The organism is Agrobacterium sp. 22-214-1, assembly GCF_053522465.1.
The window spans coordinates 1-22,273 of sequence record NZ_JBNWCK010000004.1 but is presented as its reverse complement, the minus strand read 5'-3'; the positions used below and the strand labels follow the sequence as shown (position 1 = coordinate 22,273).

15 protein-coding genes are annotated in these 22,273 nt (G+C 59.7%); 9 read left to right on the top strand and 6 right to left on the bottom strand.

Features of this window, described 5'->3' with window-relative positions:
- Positions 1-53 precede the first annotated feature (53 nt).
- Entirely contained in the window at positions 54-1,778 is a 1,725-nt protein-coding gene (locus ACQZ5G_RS16220) for a sensor histidine kinase (RefSeq protein WP_035239305.1), read from the bottom strand.
- A gap of 236 nt (positions 1,779-2,014) precedes the next feature.
- Between ACQZ5G_RS16220 and ACQZ5G_RS16215 the strand changes: the two genes are divergently transcribed.
- Positions 2,015-2,590, top strand: coding sequence for a PRC-barrel domain-containing protein (locus tag ACQZ5G_RS16215; protein WP_003522532.1), 576 nt, complete (start codon positions 2,015-2,017; stop codon positions 2,588-2,590).
- A 102-nt stretch (positions 2,591-2,692) separates the two neighbouring features.
- Here ACQZ5G_RS16215 and galE read toward each other — a convergent pair whose 3' ends face one another.
- From galE to ACQZ5G_RS16200, 3 genes are all read right to left on the bottom strand, one after another.
- Positions 2,693-3,676 (bottom strand): UDP-glucose 4-epimerase GalE, encoded by a 984-nt coding sequence (gene galE / locus ACQZ5G_RS16210; protein WP_035239308.1) that lies wholly within the window; start codon positions 3,674-3,676, stop codon positions 2,693-2,695.
- A 181-nt stretch (positions 3,677-3,857) separates the two neighbouring features.
- Positions 3,858-4,295: a hypothetical protein gene (locus ACQZ5G_RS16205; RefSeq protein ID WP_174000406.1), complete on the bottom strand. Its 438-nt coding sequence runs from the start codon at positions 4,293-4,295 to the stop codon at positions 3,858-3,860.
- Between the two features lie 10 nt (positions 4,296-4,305).
- Complete coding sequence (locus ACQZ5G_RS16200; protein WP_003522534.1) at positions 4,306-4,650, bottom strand: DUF883 family protein; 345 nt, start codon at positions 4,648-4,650, stop codon at positions 4,306-4,308.
- A gap of 273 nt (positions 4,651-4,923) precedes the next feature.
- On the opposite strand from ACQZ5G_RS16200, the gene nspC reads away from it, so the two are divergent.
- Positions 4,924-6,021 (top strand): carboxynorspermidine decarboxylase, encoded by a 1,098-nt coding sequence (gene nspC / locus ACQZ5G_RS16195; RefSeq protein ID WP_080853826.1) that lies wholly within the window; start codon positions 4,924-4,926, stop codon positions 6,019-6,021.
- Positions 6,022-6,081: 60 nt separating this feature from the next.
- Positions 6,082-7,320, top strand: coding sequence for a saccharopine dehydrogenase family protein (locus tag ACQZ5G_RS16190; protein ID WP_448738272.1), 1,239 nt, complete (start codon positions 6,082-6,084; stop codon positions 7,318-7,320).
- Between the two features lie 297 nt (positions 7,321-7,617).
- On the opposite strand, the gene ACQZ5G_RS16185 is transcribed toward ACQZ5G_RS16190, so the two are convergent.
- Complete coding sequence (locus ACQZ5G_RS16185; protein WP_448738271.1) at positions 7,618-9,465, bottom strand: DEAD/DEAH box helicase; 1,848 nt, start codon at positions 9,463-9,465, stop codon at positions 7,618-7,620.
- A 390-nt stretch (positions 9,466-9,855) separates the two neighbouring features.
- Between ACQZ5G_RS16185 and ACQZ5G_RS16180 the strand changes: the two genes are divergently transcribed.
- From ACQZ5G_RS16180 to clpB, 6 genes are all read left to right on the top strand, one after another.
- Positions 9,856-11,133, top strand: a complete 1,278-nt coding sequence (locus tag ACQZ5G_RS16180) for an aspartate kinase (protein ID WP_003522538.1) — start codon at positions 9,856-9,858, stop codon at positions 11,131-11,133.
- Positions 11,134-11,307: 174 nt separating this feature from the next.
- Positions 11,308-13,575, top strand: a complete 2,268-nt coding sequence (gene ptsP / locus ACQZ5G_RS16175; RefSeq protein ID WP_448738270.1) for a phosphoenolpyruvate--protein phosphotransferase — start codon at positions 11,308-11,310, stop codon at positions 13,573-13,575.
- 130 nt (positions 13,576-13,705) lie between these two features.
- Positions 13,706-14,785, top strand: coding sequence for a peptide chain release factor 1 (gene prfA / locus ACQZ5G_RS16170; protein ID WP_338808553.1), 1,080 nt, complete (start codon positions 13,706-13,708; stop codon positions 14,783-14,785).
- Positions 14,782-15,651, top strand: coding sequence for a peptide chain release factor N(5)-glutamine methyltransferase (prmC, locus tag ACQZ5G_RS16165; RefSeq protein ID WP_448738269.1), 870 nt, complete (start codon positions 14,782-14,784; stop codon positions 15,649-15,651). The genes prfA and prmC overlap by 4 nt, the downstream gene beginning before the upstream one ends.
- Positions 15,652-16,047: 396 nt before the next feature.
- Entirely contained in the window at positions 16,048-16,836 is a 789-nt protein-coding gene (locus tag ACQZ5G_RS16160; protein WP_003522542.1) for a DUF4167 domain-containing protein, read from the top strand.
- 366 nt (positions 16,837-17,202) lie between these two features.
- Positions 17,203-19,827 (top strand): ATP-dependent chaperone ClpB, encoded by a 2,625-nt coding sequence (gene clpB, locus ACQZ5G_RS16155; RefSeq protein ID WP_003522543.1) that lies wholly within the window; start codon positions 17,203-17,205, stop codon positions 19,825-19,827.
- An 87-nt stretch (positions 19,828-19,914) separates the two neighbouring features.
- On the opposite strand, the gene ACQZ5G_RS16150 is transcribed toward clpB, so the two are convergent.
- On the bottom strand, positions 19,915-21,861 hold the full coding sequence (locus ACQZ5G_RS16150; protein WP_020811299.1) for a M23 family metallopeptidase: 1,947 nt from the start codon (positions 21,859-21,861) through the stop codon (positions 19,915-19,917).
- Positions 21,862-22,273 lie beyond the last annotated feature (412 nt).

The following is a 22,273-nucleotide window of genomic DNA, read 5'->3' as shown; positions in this document are numbered from 1 at the left end:
TTGCCCCGGCTTTTTTGCCGTCTGCACAGCGGATAGGTCCGCAAGTTTCGGCCTCAATGCGTGCCTGTCTGTTCCGATCGTTTGGGCGTGAAGTAACGCATCGGCGCTTCCAGCGACCACTCGAAGCCGGATTCACGATATTCCGTCAGCACCTGCCCGCCGAAGGCGCCTTCCGCATGCCTTTTGATGACCGTGGTGCCGAAGCCTTTGCGGCTCGGCTCTCTGGCCGGCGGTCCGCCCGTCTCGGTCCAGACGAGATGGATCATCTGCCGTCCGTCTTTTTCAAGCGACTGCCAGCGCACGGTAATTTTTCCTGATGGAACCGACAATGCGCCATATTTGATGGAATTCGTCGTCAGCTCGTGGATGACAAGACCGAAATTCTGTGCCGCTTCCGGAGAAAGCATGAAATCGTCTCCCGCCAGCGCGATGCGCTGCGACACGGTGCCGAAAACATCGAGGTGGGTCTCGATCAGCTTGCGGATCGGCAGACCCTGCCATTGAACTTCCGCCAATGCCCGGATCGACATTCCAAGGCCACGCAGGCGGTGATCGACCTCCTTTTGAAATTCCGGAATGCTTTTATTTTCGCGTCCCAATTGCCGTATCATCGCCTGAACCAGCGTCAGAATGTTCTTGGAACGGTGAACCAGCTCGTGAAGCAGCAGTTGCAGCCGCTCTTCCGACTGGCTTCTGTCGAAGGACGCGTTGGAGAGCGCGATGGCGACCTGGTTGGCCTCCTTTATCTTGGTATCGACGGGTGCGACGATCTCGCCTTCGCCGATGCGCTCGGCCATCAGGGTCAGGTCACGAATGGAGCTGCGCAATTGCCGGCCGACCAGATAGGCGCCGCCAATGGCAATCAGCACCAGCATCAGGCTGCCGATCATCATCTGCCGCCAGGTGTCTATCAGCGCCGCCTGACTTGCGGCGAGCGGACCCCACATCACCGTCTTCCATTGCCAGCCCGGCAATTGAGCATAGGCATAGAGGTTACCCTTGCCGTCGAAAAAATTGCCGCTGAAGGCCTGCATTTCCGAAAGGACATCGGGGGTGACAAACGGCTTGCCCACTTCCGCCTCTTCGGGCGCGCTTGAGACGACAACGCGGTTGTTGCCGTCAATGATGGCGACCGCCCAGTGGCGCGGCAGGTTTTCCGTGGGGATGAGCCTGCTCAGGTCGCTGGTATTCTGCGTCAGGATCAGGGCGTCTCCGGCGGGGTCCAGGTCCGGGCCGAGCGGCATGGTGACGTTGAACACCCATTCCTTGCTGGTCGAGCCGAAAAACATGTCCGAGACGGTGATGCGGCGGGAGTCGATCGCTTTAGCCAGATTGGCTTCCGCCGGCACCTTGCCGAGCGGCTGGCCATAGGGCACGCGCGTATTGAGACGCTGCTGACCATCTTTGGTGGCGAGAATGGCGTAGAGGCCCTCCCGCTTCAGACTGTCGGCGACGCGCCCCTGAAACGCGGCGAGGTTGCCGCTCTCAAGTTCCGGGAATTGCGACAGGAGATTGAGCGAGGTGGCGATTTCCTGCAGGCGGCGGTCGATGTTGCGGGAGACCACCCGCACATCCTCGATGGTTTCCCGTTGCAGGTCGTCGCGTTTTTCCGCCTCGAGGCGCAGCATCAGATAGCCGCCGAAAAGAATGAGCGGCAGGGTAATGACGGTAGCCATCACCACCAGATAGGTGCCGATGGAGGCGGTCGGGAAAAAATTCGCACTGCGCCGACGCAAAGCCGAGATCATGTCTTTCAGTCTGTCGCCGGGTCGAGGCATACAAAAAACTCCGGCAGTTATGGCATTGTTACGACACGGATAATACCGTGCCCTCCCCCTTTAGCAATGCCTGATTTTTACCTTCGGTTGTTGCGGTAGGTCACAATTGCACTGGCTCGGTTGAAAAAATCGGAACTATTTCAACGACCAACCCGTTTGCCAGACGAACCGGCCGAGGAGCGGACATGAAATTCATCACCGCCGGCCAGTTGAGAACGATGAAAGGAAGGTACGAAATGGCTAAGAAATTTACGATCCTCGTCACTGCCGCTCTGATGGGCACGACGGCTTTCGCGCCGCTGGCCATCGCTCAGGGCACGACCCAGCCTGCGCCTGCAAATCCGGGTGCGCAGACGGAGCCGGCAACCCCGCCCGCCACCCCGATGACGCCTGCCGCTCCCGCGACAAATGACAGCGCGGCGACAACGACAGGCGGCGCTTATCTCACCGAACAGGGCGAAACGCAGGTCAGCGCCAACGATTATATCGGCAAGGCGGTCTATACCGCGGCCGATGAAAGCATCGGTAACGTCACCAACCTGATCATGGAAGAAGACGGTGGTCTGGTTGCGGCCGTGATCGGCGTTGGCGGCTTCCTGGGTATCGGCGCAAAGGACGTCGCTGTTCCGATGGACAAGGTGACGATGACGCGCAACGCGCAGGACGGCACCATCCGCCTGACAACGACGGAAACGGCGGAAACGCTGAAGGCCGCTCCCGAATTCAAGACGCTGGAACAGAAGGCCAGCGAAAAGAATGCGGCAACGCCGGCGGCTCCTGACAGCACGACGACGTCCGCCACCAAGCCCTAATTCCCGTCCCTGGGAGGCAGGAGCGGGACCGGCTTCAATCAGCTGTCCAGCGGAAGGCACCGGCCAACAGCCGGTGTCTTTTTTTGTTTGTTCGCCGGCTGTTCAATCCCCGGCATTGCGGGAGGAATGCCACGCCCAGGCGGATTTGATGATGTCCGACAGGGAATAACGCGGTTCCCAGCCGAGAACCTCCTTCGCCTTGTCGTTATTGGCAACAAGCGTCGTGGAATCGCCATCGCGCCGCCCGGTATATTCAACGGGGAAGGGGCGGCCGGAAACGTCCGAAATCGCCGCCAGCAGTTCCTTCACCGTGGTGCCGGTGCCGGTGCCGAGGTTGAGTTCGACGGTCTCACCGCCGGCCAGCAGATAATCCACCGCCCGCACATGCGCATCGGCGAGATCGAGAATGTGGATATAGTCGCGCACGCAGGTGCCGTCGCGCGTGTCGTAATCCGTGCCGAACACCTTGAAGCCCTGACGCCGGCCGAGGGCGGCCTCGATGGCCAGCGGGATCGCGTGGGTTTCCGGCTTGTGCCATTCGCCGATGCGGCCTTCGAAATCCGCGCCGGCGGCATTGAAGTAGCGCAGCATCACCGAACGCAGCCCCTTATAGGTGCTGTAGTCCTTCAGCGCCTGCTCCACCACCCATTTGGTGCGGCCATAGGGGTTGATCGGCGCCTGCCGGTGCGTCTCGTCGATCGGCACCTGTTCCGGCAATCCGTAAGTTGCGCAGGTGGACGAGAAAACGAAGGCCGTGACGCCGGCATCGATGGCGGCGGAGAGCAGGTTGAGCGAGCCGATGACATTGTTGTCGTAGAAAGCCACGGGCTGCTTGACGGATTCGCCGACTTCGATCAGCGCGGCGAAATGCAGAACGGCTTCCGGCCGGTGTTTGGCGAAGACTTCGTCCAGTCGCGCCCGGTCGCGAATATCGCCCTGTTCGAAGGGTCCCCAGCGGACGAATTCCTCATGCCCGTTGGACAGATTGTCGAAAACGACCGGTTCATATCCTCGCTCAGACAGGAGAAGGCAGGTGTGCGAACCGATATAGCCGGCACCGCCGACGACAAGGACTTTCTTCTTCATCAATTGCCTTTCAGAAAATTACGGACGCGCCGAGACCGCCCGAGACTGTATGTCACTTTGTTCAAATAAGGGCGGCATGGCGGGTAACGCCATCAACCAGTCTATCCTTCGCGGGTAACATAAAAAAAACCGCGCATCCATCGTCTGGACGCGCGGTTTGCCTTATCGTGTCGCCAAGAAATTACTTGGACTTTTTCGTATTGACCCTTGTGGCCAGGAAACCGGCCGCGACGGCCACGGCGAGCGTCGCATAGGGACGTGCCTGGATCGCTAGCGTCAGCAGCGATTGCAGGGCGAGCGGCGCTGCGGCAAGCGGCGCCGCCGTCAAAGGCGCGACAGCGGGACGTGCGGCATAGACCCTCGGACGTTTGACTATCGCCAGCGCCACCAGCATGATGACGCCGAGCAGGAACGCGCTCCCGGCGACGACGAGCGCCGCAGGGCCTGCACCCACATGCCGGGCAAGATAGATTGACCCCGCCACCACGGCGGCGATGAAGGCGATCAGAAAAAATATCCCGGTCAGAACCGACAGGATTATGGTCGCGCGCAATCGCCGTGTAACGACACGCCCCTCGCGCTGGGTCTCCCCCAGATAGACCAGCAATGCCTCAAGCATGAGCGCGGCCTTATCGACGCGTCAGGAGGGCGAGCACGAAACCGACGCCGACGGCGATGCCGAGGGACTGGAGCGGGTTCTTCTGGACGTGGTCGGTGAGGTTATCGTTGAGCGTGGAGATCTCATTGCGAACGCTGTCGGCCATTTCTCCGGATGCGGTGAGGGCGTCATCCGCCACACGGGCGGCCTGCGCCTTCAGCTCATGCGAAGCGCCGACGCCGAGCGCCTTCACGCTTTTGGCAAGACTAGCCAGATCTTCGCGAAGCTGGGCGAGCTGCGCTGCCACATCGGCCGCATCGCCGTTTTCGAGGGATTGCTGGATCTTGTCGCTGACGCTGCTACGCACGCTTGCCATAGGGGAGGTCCTTCCTGAACATCATTGATGGGACGACGACACGTCACCGTCGTCCGTGAAGCTTCGTTTCGGCGGCCGAAACACCCGCCTGTCCGTTAGTCAAACGCGCCGATGCCGGCTTGGTTCCGCAACGGGACGGGTTTTCTTGATGGCACTTCGGCTCGGGGGCGATTTTCGAGGAATTCGGTGCCGGACATTTGTTTTCCTGTCACAAGCATCCTATAAGGCCCATCATCGAGACGTACCTTGACTTCAATCAATATGTGAAACGACATGCTCCAGACGCCCTATTACCTCATCGACAAGACAAAACTTCTTCGCAACATGGAGAAGATTGCCTATGTGCGGGAAAAATCCGGCGCCAAGGCGCTCCTGGCGCTGAAGTGCTTCGCCACATGGTCGGTGTTCGATTTCATGTCGCAATATATGGACGGCACCACCTCGTCCTCGCTTTATGAAGTCCGTCTCGGCCGCGAGAAATTCGGCGGTGAAACGCACGCCTATTCCGTCGCCTATGCCGACTACGAAATCGACGAGGTGATCTCGAATGCGGACAAGATCATCTTCAACTCCATCGGTCAGCTCGAGCGTTTCGCCGACAAGGCTTCCGGCATCACGCGCGGTCTGCGCCTCAACCCGCAGGTCAGCTCGTCGAGCTTCGATCTTGCCGATCCTGCGCGCCCCTTTAGCCGGCTGGGCGAATGGGATGTCGCCAAGGTCGACAAGGTCATGGACCGTATCTCCGGTTTCATGATCCACAATAATTGCGAAAACAGCGATTTTTCCCTGTTCGACCGCATGCTGACGCAGATCGAGGAGAAATTCGGATCGCTTCTGTCGCGTGCGGAATGGGTGAGCCTCGGCGGCGGCATCCACTTTACCGGCGACAATTATCCGCTCGACCAGTTCTGCGACCGCTTGGCGGCCTTCTCGGAAAAATACGGCGTGCAGGTCTATCTGGAGCCGGGCGAAGCCTCGATCACCAAAAGCACGACGCTTGAGGTGACTGTTCTCGACACGCTGTTCAACGGCAAGAACCTCGCCATCGTCGACAGCTCCATCGAAGCGCATATGCTCGATCTGCTGATCTACCGCGAAACCGCCAAGGTCTCGCCGAACGAAGGCGAGCATCCCTACATGGTCTGCGGCAAATCCTGCCTTGCGGGCGATATTTTCGGCGACTTCCGCTTCGACAAGGAATTGAAGGTCGGCGACCGCATCTCCTTCCAGGACGCGGCCGGCTACACCATGGTCAAGAAGAACTGGTTCAACGGCGTGAAGATGCCGACCATCGCCATCAAGGAACTGGACGGCACCGTTCGCGCCGTTCGTGAATTCGACTTTGCAGACTTTGAGCAAAGCCTGTCTTAAACCCTGTTTTTAACATGAAACGAAGCTCATCCCTGCGGGGAAAAGGAGGCATCACCTGAAATGAAGAAGAACGTTCTGATCATCGGCGCCGGTGGCGTAGCACAGGTCGTGGCGCATAAATGCGCCCAGAACAGCGATGTATTGGGAGACATTCATATTGCGTCACGGACTTTGGGAAAGTGCCGCAAGATTGTCGAGTCCGTACGCGAAAAGAAGAGCCTCAAGACAGATGTGAAACTTGAGGCCCATGCGCTTGACGCTATGGATATCGAGGCGACGAAAGCCTTGATCAGGAAAACCGGCGTGGAAATCGTCATCAACGTCGGTTCGGCTTTCGTCAACATGTCCGTTCTTCGTGCCTGCATGGACACGGGTGTTGCCTATATGGATACGGCGATCCACGAGGATCCGACCAAGATTTGCGAGACGCCGCCGTGGTACGGAAACTACGAGTGGAAGCGCGCGGAAGAGTGCAAGGAAAAGGGCATTACCGCCATTCTCGGCGTCGGCTTCGATCCGGGCGTGGTGAACGCCTATGCGCGTCTCGCCAAGGATGATTATTTCGACAAGGTCACTTCGGTCGATATCGTTGATATCAATGCCGGCAGCCACGGCCGCTGGTTCTCGACCAACTTCGACCCGGAAATCAATTTCCGCGAATTCACCGGCGTCGTTTACTCCTGGCAGAAGGGTGAGTGGCAGACGAACCAGATGTTCGAAGTCGGCCAGGAATTCGACCTGCCGATCGTCGGCAAGCAGAAGGCCTATATGACCGGCCATGACGAAGTGCATTCGCTGTCCAAGAACATGGACGGCGCGGATGTGCGCTTCTGGATGGGTTTCGGCGATCATTATATCAACGTCTTCACCGTGCTGAAAAACCTCGGCCTCCTGTCCGAAAAGCCGGTCAAGACCGCCGAAGGTCTCGAAGTCGTACCGCTGAAGGTCGTCAAGGCCGTGCTGCCCGATCCGTCTTCGCTGGCCCCCGATTATGTCGGCAAGACGTGCATCGGCGATATCGTCAAGGGCATCAAGGACGGCAAGGAACGCGAAGTCTTCATCTACAACGTGGCCGACCACAAGGAAGCCTATGAAGAAGTCGGCTCGCAGGGCATTTCCTACACCGCCGGCGTTCCGCCGGTCGCCGCTGCCATGCTTATCGCCACTGGCGAATGGGACGTGAAGCAGATGGCCAATGTGGAAGAACTGCCGCCGAAGCCGTTCCTGAACCTTCTGAACAAGATTGGTCTGCCGAACCGCATCAAGGACGAAAGCGGCGATCGCGCGCTGGAGTTCTGATTGCCGGTGCTCTGAGAAGTTGAGACAAAATAAAAGCCCCGCGAAAGCGGGGCTTTTTTGCTGAATCTGTCGACCTGAATCGATTGCAAAGTTTTCGCATCCCCACTCCGTCACCCCGGACTTGATCCGGGGTCTAGCGCGATCAAGTCTTTGATCGCAAAAGGGTCTTCTCACGACGCAGACGCGTCGTGGCTGGATGCCGGATCAGGTCCGGCATGACGGAGGAGGTCGTCGACCGGCTTGAGTCCCACAAAAAGGGACCCATTTTCTTGCAAGAGCTAAAAACGAAGGGCGTCCTCAGCCCTTCGTCGGCTTCGGCCCGCGCTTTTCGAAGGGCTTGTCCTTCTTGCCCTCGTATTTCGGCTTGTCGCCAAAGGGCTTTTTCTTTTTCCAGGGCTTGTCGTCGCCCTTGCGGTCATCGCGGGGGCCGCTTGCATTGTCCGACTTGCTGAATTTCCGTTGCGCCTTGGCCGGGCGCGTGTCTTCGCGGAAACCGCCGGTCATTTCCGGCTTGCCTTCCAGCGCTTTCAGACGGATGCCCTTTTCGAGCGTCATGTCCTTGCCGATGGCGGAGGTGAAACGGTCGACGGCATCGGCCGCCAGTTCCACGAAAGTTTCCGTCTGCTGCATGCGGATCGCGCCGATATCCTGGCGGGTGATCTTGCCGAAACGGCAGAGCATGGGGATCAGCCAGCGCGGTTCGGCGCTCTGCTTGCGGCCGACGGACAGCGAAAACCAGGCGCTGTCGGCGAAGTCGGAACGTTCACGGCGCGGCGCATTGTTTTCGACCGTCTCGAAACTGTCACGACGCGGCTTGCGGTTGTTGTCGAGCGAGACTTCGGCGATGTCTTCCGGCGCGGAACGTCCGGCGTGATACAGGCGCACGAATGCGGCGGCGACCTTTTCAGCGCCGTGCCGCTCCAGCAGCCTGGTGACGAAATCGCGCTCGTCCTCGGCCACGGCCTCGGTCAGCGACGGGTCGGCCAGAAGTCGGGCGCCGTCACGCTCGACGATCTCTTCGGCCGAAGGCGGGCGAACCCATGCCGGGCTGACCTTGGCGCCTTCCAACAGGCGCTCTGCCTTGCGGCGCTGGTTGATCGGCACCACGATGGCGCTGACGCCCTTCTGACCGGCGCGGCCGGTACGGCCGGAGCGGTGCAGAAGCGTTTCGGAATTGGTCGGCAGGTCGGCGTGGATGACGAGTTCGAGACCCGGCAGGTCGATACCGCGGGCGGCAACGTCGGTCGCCACACAAACGCGGGCGCGGCCGTCGCGCATGGCCTGCAGCGCATGGGTGCGTTCGTTCTGGGTCAGTTCGCCGGAAAGGGCCACGACGGCAAAACCGCGATTGTTCAGGCGGGCGGTCAGGTGGTTTACGGCTGCTCGGGTGGAGCAGAAGACGATGGCGTTGCGGGCTTCATAAAAGCGCAGCGCATTGATGATGGCGTTCTCGCGGTCGGCCGGCGTCACCAGCATGGCGCGATATTCGATATCCACATGCTGCTTCTGTTCGGAAGCGGTGGCGATGCGCACGGCGTTCTTCTGGTAGCTTTCCGCAAGCTTGGCGATGCTGCGCGGAACGGTTGCCGAGAACATCAGCGTGCGGCGGGTTTCCGGCGATTCTTCCAGAATGAATTCCAGATCTTCACGGAAACCGAGATCGAGCATTTCGTCGGCTTCATCCAGCACCACGGCGCGGATGGACGACAGATCGAGCGCGCCACGCTTGATGTGGTCGCAAAGACGCCCGGGTGTGCCGACGACGATGTGAGCGCCGCGTTCGAGCGCACGGCGCTCGTTGCGCACATCCATGCCGCCGACGCAGGAGGCAATCGAGACACCGGCGAATTCATAGAGCCACTCCAGCTCGCGCTTGACCTGCATGGCCAGTTCGCGGGTCGGCGCGATGGCGAGCGCCAAGGGTGCGGAAGCCTGACCGAAGCGGCCGTTCTCCGGCAGCAGCGTCGGCGCCAGTGCAATGCCGAAGGCAACGGTCTTGCCGGAACCGGTCTGTGCGGAAACCAGCGCATCCTTATCGGCCAGTTCGGGTGCAAGCATGGCCTGCTGCACGGGGGTCAAATCTTTATAGCCGCGTTTTTCCAACGCCTGCGCGATCGCCGGGGCGATACCCTGGGTGTCTGTCATCTACCGTCTTTCGGATATGAAGCTGCCCGCATCCGCCCGAAACCAATAGGTCCTAAAGTCTCCGGGGCAGCCGATACAGGCCATTTCGGCCATCTGGCCGGTTGCATTGCCGCGCTCATACTGCGAATGGGCCGGTTTGTACAGTGCACTGCGGTACGCTCTTTTGCGGGTGCTTTATCCCGTCGACGTTTTCATCCCGCCATTGTTCCGGAGCGATGCTGCGAAAAAGGCGTACCGCATGGTTCATAAACGGCATTGCGTGCCCCCCGCCTTTTCGCTAAGAGACCCGCAACTTGAGGCTCTTTGTCAGGAAGAGCCGACTGGGTTTGTTCTTGTCCGTCCGCTCTTTGAACGAGCCGGCGGGAAAATGGGATGGTACTGGTCACGGCTATGGCTCGCATTGTCATGAAATTCGGCGGCACGTCCGTCGCGAACCTCGAACGCATTCACAATGTCGCACGGCATGTGAAACGCGAAGTGGATGCCGGCCATGAAGTGGCCGTGGTCGTTTCCGCCATGTCCGGCAAAACCAATGAGCTGGTGGACTGGGTGCAGAACGCCGCGAAGGTGGCCGGCGCCAACGCCGCCTCCTTTTTCGATGCGCGCGAATATGACGCGGTTGTCGCATCCGGCGAACAGGTGACATCAGGACTTCTGGCGATCACGCTGCAATCCATGGGCATCAATGCGCGCTCCTGGCAGGGCTGGCAGATCCCGATCCGCACCGACAATGCGCATGGCGCCGCCCGCATTCTCGAAATCGACGGTTCGGATATCATCCATCGCATGGGTGAAGGCCAGGTTGCCGTTGTCGCCGGTTTTCAGGGCATCGGCCCGGACAACCGCATCGCGACGCTTGGCCGCGGCGGTTCGGATACGTCCGCCGTTGCGATTGCCGCCGCCGTCAAGGCGGATCGTTGCGACATCTATACCGATGTCGACGGCGTTTATACGACCGATCCGCGCATCGAGCCCAAGGCTCGCCGCATGAAGAAGATCGCCTTCGAGGAAATGCTCGAAATGGCGTCTCTCGGCGCGAAGGTTCTGCAGGTTCGCTCGGTCGAGCTTGCCATGGTACACAAGGTGCGCACCTTCGTTCGCTCCAGTTTCGAGGATCCCGATGCGCCGGGCATGGGCGACCTCATCAACCCGCCCGGTACTTTGATTTGTGACGAGGATGAAATCGTGGAACAGGAAGTCGTAACCGGCATCGCCTATGCCAAGGATGAAGCACAGATCTCGCTGCGCCGCGTGGCCGACCGTCCGGGCGTTTCGGCCGCGATCTTCGGGCCGCTTGCCGAAGCGCATATCAACGTCGACATGATCGTGCAGAACATCTCCGAAGACGGTTCGCGCACCGACATGACCTTCACCGTTCCTTCGGGCGACGTTGCCAAGGCGATCAAGCTTCTGGAAGACAACAAGGCCCAGATCGGCTTCGACGTCGCGCAGAACGAGACCGGTCTCGCAAAGGTTTCGGTCATCGGTATCGGCATGCGCAGCCACGCCGGCGTTGCCGCCAGCGCCTTCAAGGCGCTTGCCGAGAAGAACATCAACATCAAGGCGATCACCACCTCCGAGATCAAGATTTCGATCCTGATCGACGGCGCCTATGCCGAACTTGCGGTTCGCACTTTGCATTCCGCCTACGGTCTCGATAAGAGCTAAGCCGAGACATCGGTTCCCGATGCTCCGATTCTTCGGAGTTGCGTTCTTCCGATGTGGCGTTTCATGAAAGCGTGTCCCTTGCGGGACGCGCTTCTCGCGCTATAAATTTTTAAATGACCTTTTGATTCCCGAATATTATGACATTCGGATCGGAAGTGTCGGGGAGCAAACGCGATGAGAGACCTTTCCGCAGGTCCGCGCGTCCTGCTCAAGCGGCTGCGCGAAATGATGGCGGAGCACCTTGAACCGCAGGAGCGTCTGGACCAGATCGTCCGTCAGATTGCCAGCAACATGGTGGCGGAGGTTTGCTCAGTCTACGTGCTGCGTTCCGACAGCGTGCTCGAGCTTTACGCTACCGAAGGTCTGAACAAGGATGCCGTGCATCTTGCCCAGCTGAAAATGGGGCAGGGTCTTGTCGGCACCATCGCCGCTTCCGCCCAACCTCTCAATCTTTCCGATGCGCAGGCGCATCCCGCTTTCCGCTATCTTCCTGAAACCGGTGAGGAAATTTATCATTCCTTCCTCGGCGTGCCGATTTTGCGTTCCGGTCGCACTCTTGGCGTTCTTGTGGTCCAGAACAAGGCCAGCCGAACATACCGGGAGGATGAAGTGGAAGCGCTTGAGACAACCGCGATGCTCATTGCCGAAATAGTGGCGAGCGGCGAGTTGAAGAAGATCACCCGCCCCGGAGTGGAGCTGGACCTGACGCGCGCCGTTTCCATCGATGGCGACGGCTATGGCGAAGGCATCGGTCTCGGCCACGTCGTGCTGCACGATCCGCGCATCGTCGTCACCAATCTCTTGAATGAAGATGCCGATACGGAAATCCGGCGTCTTGCCGATGCCATCGGTTCGCTGCGTCTGTCCATCGATGACATGTTGCAGCGTCGCGATGTGCCGACCGAGGGTGAGCACCGCGAGGTTCTGGAAACCTACCGCATGTTCGCCCACGACCAGGGCTGGGTGCGGCGCATGGAAGAGGCGATCCGCAACGGCCTGACGGCGGAAGCGGCGGTCGAGAAGGTGCAGAGCGACACCAAGGCGCGCATGATGCGCCTGACCGATCCCTATCTGCGCGAGCGCATGCATGATTTCGACGATCTCGCCAACCGGCTGCTGCGGCAGTTGATCGGTTTCGGCGGTCGTGGGCCGGAGCAGGATTTCCCGCTCGACGCCATCGTTCTGGCGCGCGCCATGGGTGCTGCCGAACTGCTCGATTACCCGCGTGAAAAACTGCGTGGTCTGGTGCTGGAAGATGGCGCGGTGACGAGCCATGTCGTCATTGTGGCGCGTGCCATGGGCATTCCGATCATCGGGCAGGCGACCGGTATCGTCGCTCTGGCGGAAAACAACGATCCCATCATTATCGATGGCGATGACGGTCAGGTGCATCTGCGCCCGATGTCGGATTTGCAGCGTGCCTATGAAGAAAAGGTGCGCCTGCGCGCCAAGCGGCAGGAGCAGTTCCGCGCGCTGCGCAACGTCGAGCCGATCACCAAGGATGGCCAGAAGGTCAATCTGAAGATGAATGCGGGCCTTTTGGTGGACCTGCCGCAGCTCGACGAATCCGGCGCCGACGGCATTGGCCTGTTCCGCACCGAGCTGCAATTCATGATCGCCTCCAACATGCCGAAGGGCGAGGAGCAGGAGGCGTTCTACCGCTCCGTTCTGCGGCAGGCGAAGGGCAAGAGCGTCACCTTCCGCACGCTCGATATCGGCGGCGACAAGGTCGTTTCTTATATGCGCGGTCAGGAAGAGGAAAACCCGGCACTGGGCTGGCGGGCGATCCGCCTGTCGCTCGACCGGCCGGGCCTGATGCGCACGCAGATGCGCGCGCTGCTGCGCGCCGCCTCGGGTGCGGAACTGCGCATGATGCTGCCAATGGTGACGGAAGTGTCGGAAATCCGCGCCGCTCGCGACCTTTTGCAGAAGGAAGTGCAGCATCTTTCGAAATTCAGCCATGCGCTGCCGAAAAAGCTGCAATTCGGTGCGATGCTGGAAGTTCCGTCGCTGATGTGGCAGCTCGACGAGCTGATGCAGGAGGTGGATTTCGTTTCCGTCGGTTCGAACGATCTGTTCCAGTTCTCGATGGCGGTCGATCGTGGCAATGCGCGTGTTTCGGATCGTTTCGACAATCTCGGCAAGCCGTTCCTGCGCATTCTGCGCGATATCGTCCGCGCCGGCGAAAGGCACCACACCTCGGTTACGCTGTGCGGCGAAATGGCGGGCAAGCCGCTTTCGGCCATGGCTTTGATCGGCCTCGGCTTCCGGTCTGTTTCCATGTCGCCGACGGCCATCGGCCCGGTCAAGGCCATGCTGCTCGGGCTCGATGCCGTGCGCCTGGCCGAAGAGCTGAACGCGGCGCTGGACGACCATAATTCGCTGGAAAGCGCGCGCGAGGTGTTGTTACGCTTTGCCGCGACGCATTCCATTCCCATCTAGAGCATTTCCAGGAAAAGTGGACCCCGGTTTTCCGTCCGGAAATGCGTTAAAGCAAAAAGTTAGAGCGTTTTCGCGTTTCGAAGAAAAGCGAAAACGCTCTAAAAGATCTGTTTCATTATTGGAGTGACTGGTGGCGAAGCTTCCCGTCGAAAAAATGCGCGAGTTGGAAAGACGCTTCGGTGAGATCGAAGCGCGTATGTCGGCCGGGCCTGCTGCGGATGTCTATGTGAAGCTCGCTTCGGAATATTCCGAACTCGAGCCGGTGGTGAAGAAAATCCGCGACTACGAGAAGGCGGTTTCCGAGGCCGCCGATCTCGAGGCGCTGCTGGCCGACAAGTCGACCGACAAGGATATGCGCGAGCTTGCGGAAATGGAGCTGCCGGATGTTGAGGTCCGCATCGGCGAGCTTGAAAAGGACATGCAGGTTCTGCTGCTGCCGAAGGATGCGGCGGACGAAAAAAGCGCGATTCTCGAAATTCGCGCAGGTACTGGAGGCTCCGAGGCAGCCCTTTTCGCCGGCGATCTGTTCCGCATGTATGAACGTTTCGCCTCGACCAAGGGCTGGAAGGTGGAAGTGCTTTCCGCAAGCGAGGGCGAAGCAGGCGGTTACAAGGAAATTATCGCGACGATCAGCGGGCGCGGGGTGTTCTCCAAGCTGAAATTCGAATCCGGCGTGCACCGGGTACAGCGCGTACCGGAAACGGAAGCGAGCGGCCGCATCCACACGTCTGCTGCCACCGTTGCGGTGCTGCCGGAAGCGGAAGATATCGATATCGAAATCCGCCCGGAAGACATCCGCATCGATACGATGCGTGCTTCGGGTGCGGGCGGCCAGCACGTCAACACCACCGACTCCGCCGTTCGCATCACCCATCTGCCGACGGGCCTGATCGTCACCAGCTCGGAGAAATCGCAGCACCAGAACCGAGCCAAGGCCATGCAGGTTCTGCGCTCGCGCCTTTACGACATCGAGCGCCAGAAGGTGGAGAGCGAACGCTCGGCCGACCGCAAGAGCCAGGTTGGTTCCGGCGACCGTTCCGAGCGTATCCGCACCTATAATTTTCCGCAGGGCCGCGTTACCGATCACCGCATCAACCTCACGCTCTACAAGCTGGACCGGATGATCGAAGGCGAGATCGATGAACTTGTGGATGCGCTGATCGCCGATTATCAGGCGGGGCAGCTTGCACAGCTCGGCGAACAGCTTTGAGCACGGCGGCTGAAGCGAGTGTTGCGAACGCGCTTGCCGCAGCCCGCAAAAGGCTGCAGGCGGCGGGGATCGCCGATCCGCTTCTCGATGCGCGGCTTTTGATTGCGGAGGTCGTCGGTTTTTCATTGACCGATTTCGTGATGAAGCCCGATCGTGTCGTGACGCCGGAAGAAAGCGCCCGTATCGCGGCCATGATCGAAAGACGGGCGAATGGCGAACCCGTTCACCGCATTCTCGGTCACCGGGAATTTCATGGCCTTGACCTTCTTTTGTCGAAGGAGACGCTTGAACCCCGGCCGGATACGGAAGTTCTTGTCGATACGCTGTTGCCGGCGCTGAAAAAAGCCGTTTCCGCCAAGGGCAGCGCCCGCATTCTGGATATGGGCACCGGGACCGGCGCGATCTGTCTGGCGCTGTTGAAGGAATGTCCCGAAGCAACCGGTATCGGTAGCGATATTTCCGCCGATGCGCTGGAAACGGCGGTCCGGAATGCGGCCCGAAACGATCTCGGTGGGCGCTTCGAGGCCATACGCAGCGACTGGTTTGAAAAAATCTCTGGCCGCTTTGACATAATTGTGTCGAATCCGCCTTATATAAGGACTGATATCGTAGCAACGCTTGACCAGGAGGTTCGTATCCACGACCCGATGGCGGCGCTGGATGGAGGTCAGGACGGCCTTGCACCGTACCGCCTCATCGCTGCCGATGCAGGCCGCTTTCTTGTGGAAAACGGGATTGTCGGTGTGGAGATCGGTTTCGATCAAAGGCTTGATGTTTCCGCTATATTTGCTTCCCACGGCTTCTCTCTTCTGGACGCCGTGAAGGATTATGGCGGTAACGACAGAGTTTTGACCTTCCGGAGATAGTTGTTCGCGATATGTCTGCGGATTTTTTGCAAGGATATTTTGCACAGCAAAAGAAAAGGCTTGGATTTCCGCAGGAAGCGGGATAGTTTGCGGCCACATGCCGGGTGGCTGAGGACGAACACAGATTCGTCAGGGTATGGGTCAGTCCCGAAGCGGGTTCTTTAAAGAGCCCTGAAAGGCTGGGCGTTTCCGGCATGTGAATCAGTAAACTTTGTTCGCAGGCGGCTCGGTGCAGCATTTGCGCAGCCGGTCGTCATACGCGAGGTCTTGCCCTGGGGTTATCTTCGGCAAGGCGCGTGATGGAGCAATTTCAGGAAAAATTTCCAGCGGTTTTCCGCCCGGAATTGCATGAAAACAACCAGATTGTCAGCAAAACAGAATTCAGGTGAGCAATTGATGAGGCCAGGACAGCAAAACAAGCGCGGCCGGGGGCGTGGAAACAACAACAATAACAATGGTGGCGGTAACAACAACTTCAACCGCAAGGGCGGCAACCCGCTCACCAGGACTTATGACAGTTCCGGCCCCGATGTTAAAATCCGTGGCACAGCCCAGCACATAGCGGAAAAATACGCGGCTCTGGCGCGAGACGCGCAGAGTTCCGGCGACCGCGTGATCGCTGAGAACTATCTGCAGCACGCTGAACACTATAACCGCATCATCGCTTCGGCTCAGGCCCAGATGCAGGAACGCTTCCAGCGCGACGACCGCGGCGAGTACAATGCTGCCGATGGCGACGATATGGATGTGAACGACGGCGATGAAGGCGTCGTTGCACCGCAGCAGCAGGCCGAACAGGCCGAGCGCGCGCAGCAGCCGGAACGTCAGGAGCGTACTGAGCGGAACGAACAGCGTCAGGAGCGTCGCGAGCGCCCGGACCGCCGCGAACGTCAGGAGCGTCAGCCGCGCCAGCCACAGGTGGCCGCCGAACAGCAGCCGCCGGTTTACGACGCTAGCCAGGCGCCGCAGCCCGTCATCGAAGGCACGCCCATGGAAGTGGCCGTCGAGGAAGAGCAGCAGCAGGCGGAAGCTCCGGCGGGCGAACGCGCACCGAAGACGCGCCGTGCGACCGGACCGCGCCAGCGCCGCCCGCGCCGCACCGCCGCTGCGGAAGGTGCCGAAGGCGAAGATGCGCCGGCCGGTGAAGAGGCGGCACCCGCCACGCTTGAGAACGCTGCCGAATAAGCAGTTTCTGCAAATCACTCTGCAATCGAAAAACTCCGGCCTGCCGGAGTTTTTTGTTTTTGGTGGTTGGCTATGCACATTCCGCCAGCAATCGGCGTGGTTTCATGTGGCGAATTGATGCCTGTCAAATCATGTGAAAATTTCCCGGATGATGGGTTTTTCTCCCTTTAAACCGATGAAAATGCCTCCCATATTCGTGCAGGACGGACGGAAGCCGCATTCGCCGGCAACCGACCGTCGAGAGGCGGCAATCGTGAAATCCTTTAAGCACGGCTGTCGCAGCGGGGCTTGCCTTTTGAGGGAGCCTCAACCCTAACACCCGGAGCCGTGCCGAAAGCGGGCGGGCCGGTTTATGGAGGTTCGACTATGAATATTGAAAAGTACTCCGAGCGCGTTCGCGGTTTTCTGCAATCGGCGCAGACCTTTGCGTTGGCGGAGAACCATCAGCAGTTTTCGCCCGAACACGTTCTGAAGGTTCTGCTCGATGACGAACAGGGCATGGCGGCATCGCTGATCGAGCGCGCCGGCGGCAACGCCAAGGAAGCGCGTCTTGCCAATGATGCGGCTCTGGCGAAATTGCCCAAGGTTTCCGGCGGCAATGGCGGCCTTTCGCTGACCGCTCCGCTTGCGAAGGTATTTTCGACTGCGGAAGATCTTGCCAAGAAGGCCGGCGACAGTTTCGTTACCGTCGAGCGTCTTTTGCAGGCGCTTGCGATTGAAAGTTCCGCCACCACTTCGGCTTCTCTGAAGAAGGCGGGTGCAACGGCGCAGGCGCTCAATCAGGTCATCAATGATATCCGCAAGGGCCGCACGGCCGACAGCGCCAATGCCGAACAGGGCTTCGATGCGCTGAAGAAGTTCGCGCGCGACCTGACGGAAGAGGCCCGCGAAGGCAAGCTCGACCCGGTGATCGGTCGCGACGATGAAATCCGCCGTACCATCCAGGTGCTCTCGCGCCGCACCAAGAACAATCCCGTGCTGATCGGTGAACCGGGCGTCGGTAAAACGGCGATTGCCGAAGGTCTTGCGCTGCGCATCGTCAATGGCGACGTGCCGGAAAGCCTGAAGGACAAGAAGCTGATGGCGCTCGATATGGGCGCGCTGATCGCCGGTGCGAAATATCGCGGTGAATTCGAAGAACGACTGAAGGCTGTGCTCAACGAAGTGCAGGCCGAAAATGGCGGCATCATCCTGTTCATCGATGAGATGCACACGCTGGTCGGCGCCGGCAAGGCCGATGGTGCGATGGATGCCTCCAATCTGCTGAAGCCCGCGCTTGCTCGCGGTGAGCTGCACTGCGTTGGCGCCACCACGCTCGATGAGTATCGCAAGCATGTGGAAAAGGATCCAGCCCTTGCCCGCCGTTTCCAGCCCGTTCTGGTGGATGAACCGACCGTTGAGGATACGATTTCGATCCTGCGCGGTTTGAAGGAAAAATACGAACAGCACCACAAGGTCCGCATCTCGGATTCGGCCCTGGTTGCGGCTGCGACGCTTTCCAACCGCTATATCACCGACCGCTTCCTGCCCGACAAGGCAATCGACCTGATGGATGAGGCCGCTTCGCGTCTTCGCATGCAGGTGGATTCCAAGCCGGAAGAACTGGACGAACTGGATCGCCGCATCATCCAGCTCAAGATCGAGCGCGAAGCCCTGAAGCAGGAAACGGACCAGTCGTCCGCCGACCGCCTCAAGAAGCTCGAGGATGAGTTGGCCGATACGGAAGAAAAGGCGGATGCGCTGACGGCCCGCTGGCAGGCGGAAAAGCAGAAGCTCGGCCATGCCGCAGACCTGAAGAAGCGGCTGGACGAAGCCCGCAACGAATTGGCGATTGCCCAGCGCAATGGCCAGTTCCAGCGCGCCGGCGAGTTGACCTATGGCATCATTCCGGGTCTCGAAAAGGAACTGGCTGCGGCGGAAGCCCGCGATAGCAGCGGTGCCGGCTCGATGGTTCAGGAAGTGGTGACGGCGGACAATATCGCCCATGTCGTTTCCCGATGGACAGGCATTCCGGTCGACAAGATGCTGGAAGGCCAGCGCGAAAAGCTGCTGCGCATGGAAGACGAGCTTGCCAAGTCCGTTGTCGGGCAGGGCGAGGCCGTTCAGGCGGTTTCCAAGGCGGTTCGTCGTTCGCGCGCTGGCCTTCAGGATCCCAACCGGCCGATCGGTTCGTTCATCTTCCTCGGCCCGACGGGCGTGGGCAAGACCGAGCTGACCAAGTCGCTCGCCCGCTTCCTGTTCGACGACGAAACTGCGATGGTTCGCCTCGACATGTCGGAATATATGGAGAAACACTCCGTTGCCCGGCTGATCGGTGCACCTCCCGGCTATGTCGGTTACGAAGAGGGCGGCGCCCTGACCGAAGCGGTTCGCCGCCGGCCCTATCAGGTCGTGCTGTTCGACGAGATCGAGAAAGCGCATCCGGACGTGTTCAACGTCCTCTTGCAGGTGCTGGATGACGGCCGCCTCACGGATGGCCAGGGCCGCACCGTCGATTTCAAGAACACCATCATCATCATGACCTCGAACCTCGGTTCGGAATTCATGACGCAGATGGGCGACAATGACGATGTGGATTCGGTTCGCGACCTGGTTATGGAGCGGGTCCGGTCGCATTTCCGGCCGGAATTCCTCAACCGTATCGACGATATTATCCTCTTCCATCGCCTGCGGCGCGACGAAATGGGTGCAATTGTCGAAATCCAGCTGAAGCGCCTCATCTCGCTGCTCGGTGATCGCAAGATTTCGCTCGAACTGGATGAGGATGCCCGCAACTGGCTTGCCAATAAGGGTTACGATCCGGCTTACGGCGCGCGTCCGCTGAAGCGGGTGATCCAGAAGGCGGTTCAGGACAGGCTTGCCGAAATGATCCTCGGCGGCGAAGTCCCGGATGGATCGCGGGTCAAGGTGACCTCGGGCACGGATCGGCTGCTGTTCAAGGTCAAGCCCGCCAAGGGTGAGGCCGAAGCTGAAACGGCCGATGCGGCATAAAATGAAAGGGCTCCGGAAACGGAGCCCTTTTCATATGACCGGGCCCTTTTCATATGACCGGGATTGTCGTTCGGGTCTCCCCGCAGATCAGCGGCTCGCCACCTGGTTGGGCTTCTCGTCAATATTCAGCAGATTGTCGATGCGCTTTCTCTCGTCGGAGAAACGCGCCAGCGCCTCGCCGGAAAGCGACTTGCCGCCCGGCAGGCGCACCTTCATCGCGTCCACCTTGGTGCCGTTGACGATCAGCTCGTAGTGCAGATGCGCGCCGGTCGAAAGGCCGGTCGATCCCACATAACCGATGACCTGGCCCTGCCGGACCTTTGCACCTTCGGTGACACCCTTGGCGATGGCGCTCTGGTGGTTATAGGAAGAGACATAGCCATTGGCGTGGCGGATCAGCGTCTGGTTGCCGTAACCGGAGGCCCATCCGGCCTTTTCGACAGTGCCGTTGCCCGTCGCGATGATGGGCGTGCCGCGGGCGGCGGCCCAGTCGGTGCCGGTATGCATGCGGCTGAATTTCAGAACCGGGTGGCGGCGCATGCCGAAACCGGATGTCATGCGGCCGTTCGGAACCGGGTTGCGCAACAGGAACTGCCGGATGCTTTTGCCGTTTTCATCGAAATAATCGATGCTGTTGTCGTCCGGGTTCTGGAAACGGTAAAAACGTGTCTCGTTGTCGCCGAATTTGGCGTTGACATAGAGCAGTTCCGACTTGTCCGTCGCCTTGCCGTCCGCGTCTTCCACGGAGAAGAAGGCTTCCAGCGTATCCGCCGGCTTGAGCTGCGCCTGAAAATCGACGCTGCTGGCCAGAAGCTTGATGAGCTGCGAAACCATGCCCTGGTTCATGCCGTAAGCCAGAGCCGCACGGTAGACCCCGTCATAAACGCTCGGCAGATCGCGTCCGGCGGCAGGCGCCGGGGTGCTGTCAAAGGCGGTCGCCACGGCATCGAGTTTCGGCGGTTCGCTGGCCTTGATGAAGCGCTTGCTGTCATCGATGGCCATGGTGACCATGTGCCGGCCCTTGCGGTAAAGGCTCACGCGCACGATGTCGCTTTTCTCGTCTTCCTGAATAATGCCGACGCGCAGCACATCGCCGCTTTCGACATTGTTCGACTGGATTTGCGGCGATAGCAGCCCGGCGATTTCCGAGGACTGCGCCTTCGAATAGCCGGCGCCGAAAAGGGCGGCCTCGATGGTTTCGGTCTGGCGGGCAGGGATCACGTCGTCGGCATATTCCTTGACAGGCACCGAGGCGGACTGCGGGGTCGAGACCGACATGTTCTGTTCGACGACACGGGCGGCAAGGCCAGCGGTAATGTCGACATCGCCGTCGTCATTATCGAAACGGCGTGGGTCGATATAATAGAGCGCGGCCAGCTGCTCGTTGCCATCCGTCAGGATCGAACCGTTCGAACGCACCGCCTCCTCGACCTCGTCGAAGCTCAATGAGCCGGCGAAGGCATATTTGGAATGCTGTACGGGAAAGGCGACAGTCTTCAGGCTGACTTCGGATTCAACTTCGGAGCCATAGATCGTTCCCGTCCGGCTAGGCGCGGGTGCCGATGCGTCCTTGTCTTCGTTGCTGGCAAAAATATTCAGGGGATCGAAGGCGGGATAGTCATCCTGCTTGGCGTAATTTGACGCCAGCGGAATCTTGACGTGGGAGAAGGGGACCTTGCGGACCACTTCCTTGTCGCCTTCATTGATGACGGTGGAAACTTCCATGATCGACCGGTCGGACGGCCGGGCCGCAATATTCGGTGCGACGAGGCGCGTTCCGCGACGGGCGGCTTCCGTGGCATTGTTGCCCATATCCGCCTTGGCGAAGGCTTCGGCGGGAATGGCAAGCTGCTGGCGACCATCAAGAGCGGCAAACAGCGCCACGCCCATCAATATGGAAGAGGTAATGCCGGTGAGGAACGTGCCGGAAAGCCATCGAAGCGAAATTTCGCGACGATCGGGTGCACGGCGCCCTTCCGCCAGAATTGGCGGTTCCGTGCCTAGCGACCGGATCACATTGCGATCCGCAGTCATACCAGCTGTGCCCCGTCGGTCATACGCTCTCCAGAAACTTCAGGCGAAGGTGTGCAACTTTCAAAGCTGGGAGTCAAATCGGTCGACGCACCAGCGGGACATGTCGCAGCAGCCCATATAAGGACACGCGCAGGCATGTCTCTTATTAACGCTTCGTTGACGAAGCAATTAGCGAGGAAGGGGGCTAAAAGAAGGCGCGAGCCCTGCCTTGATGCCTGGCGGCCTGTTCTCCTGTGCAAAACCAGGAGTGTGGTTGCGTCTTTTTATGCCGATAAGCTCATGAAAACGAAATTCCCTTTTACAATCAGTTAGATATCACATTTCTGATTTTTTTTGATATTGCTGTGTTGACTTGTTTGAGGGTGTGGATTTATAAGTCCGCTCACTGAACGAGGGCGGCGGCGCTGCTGGC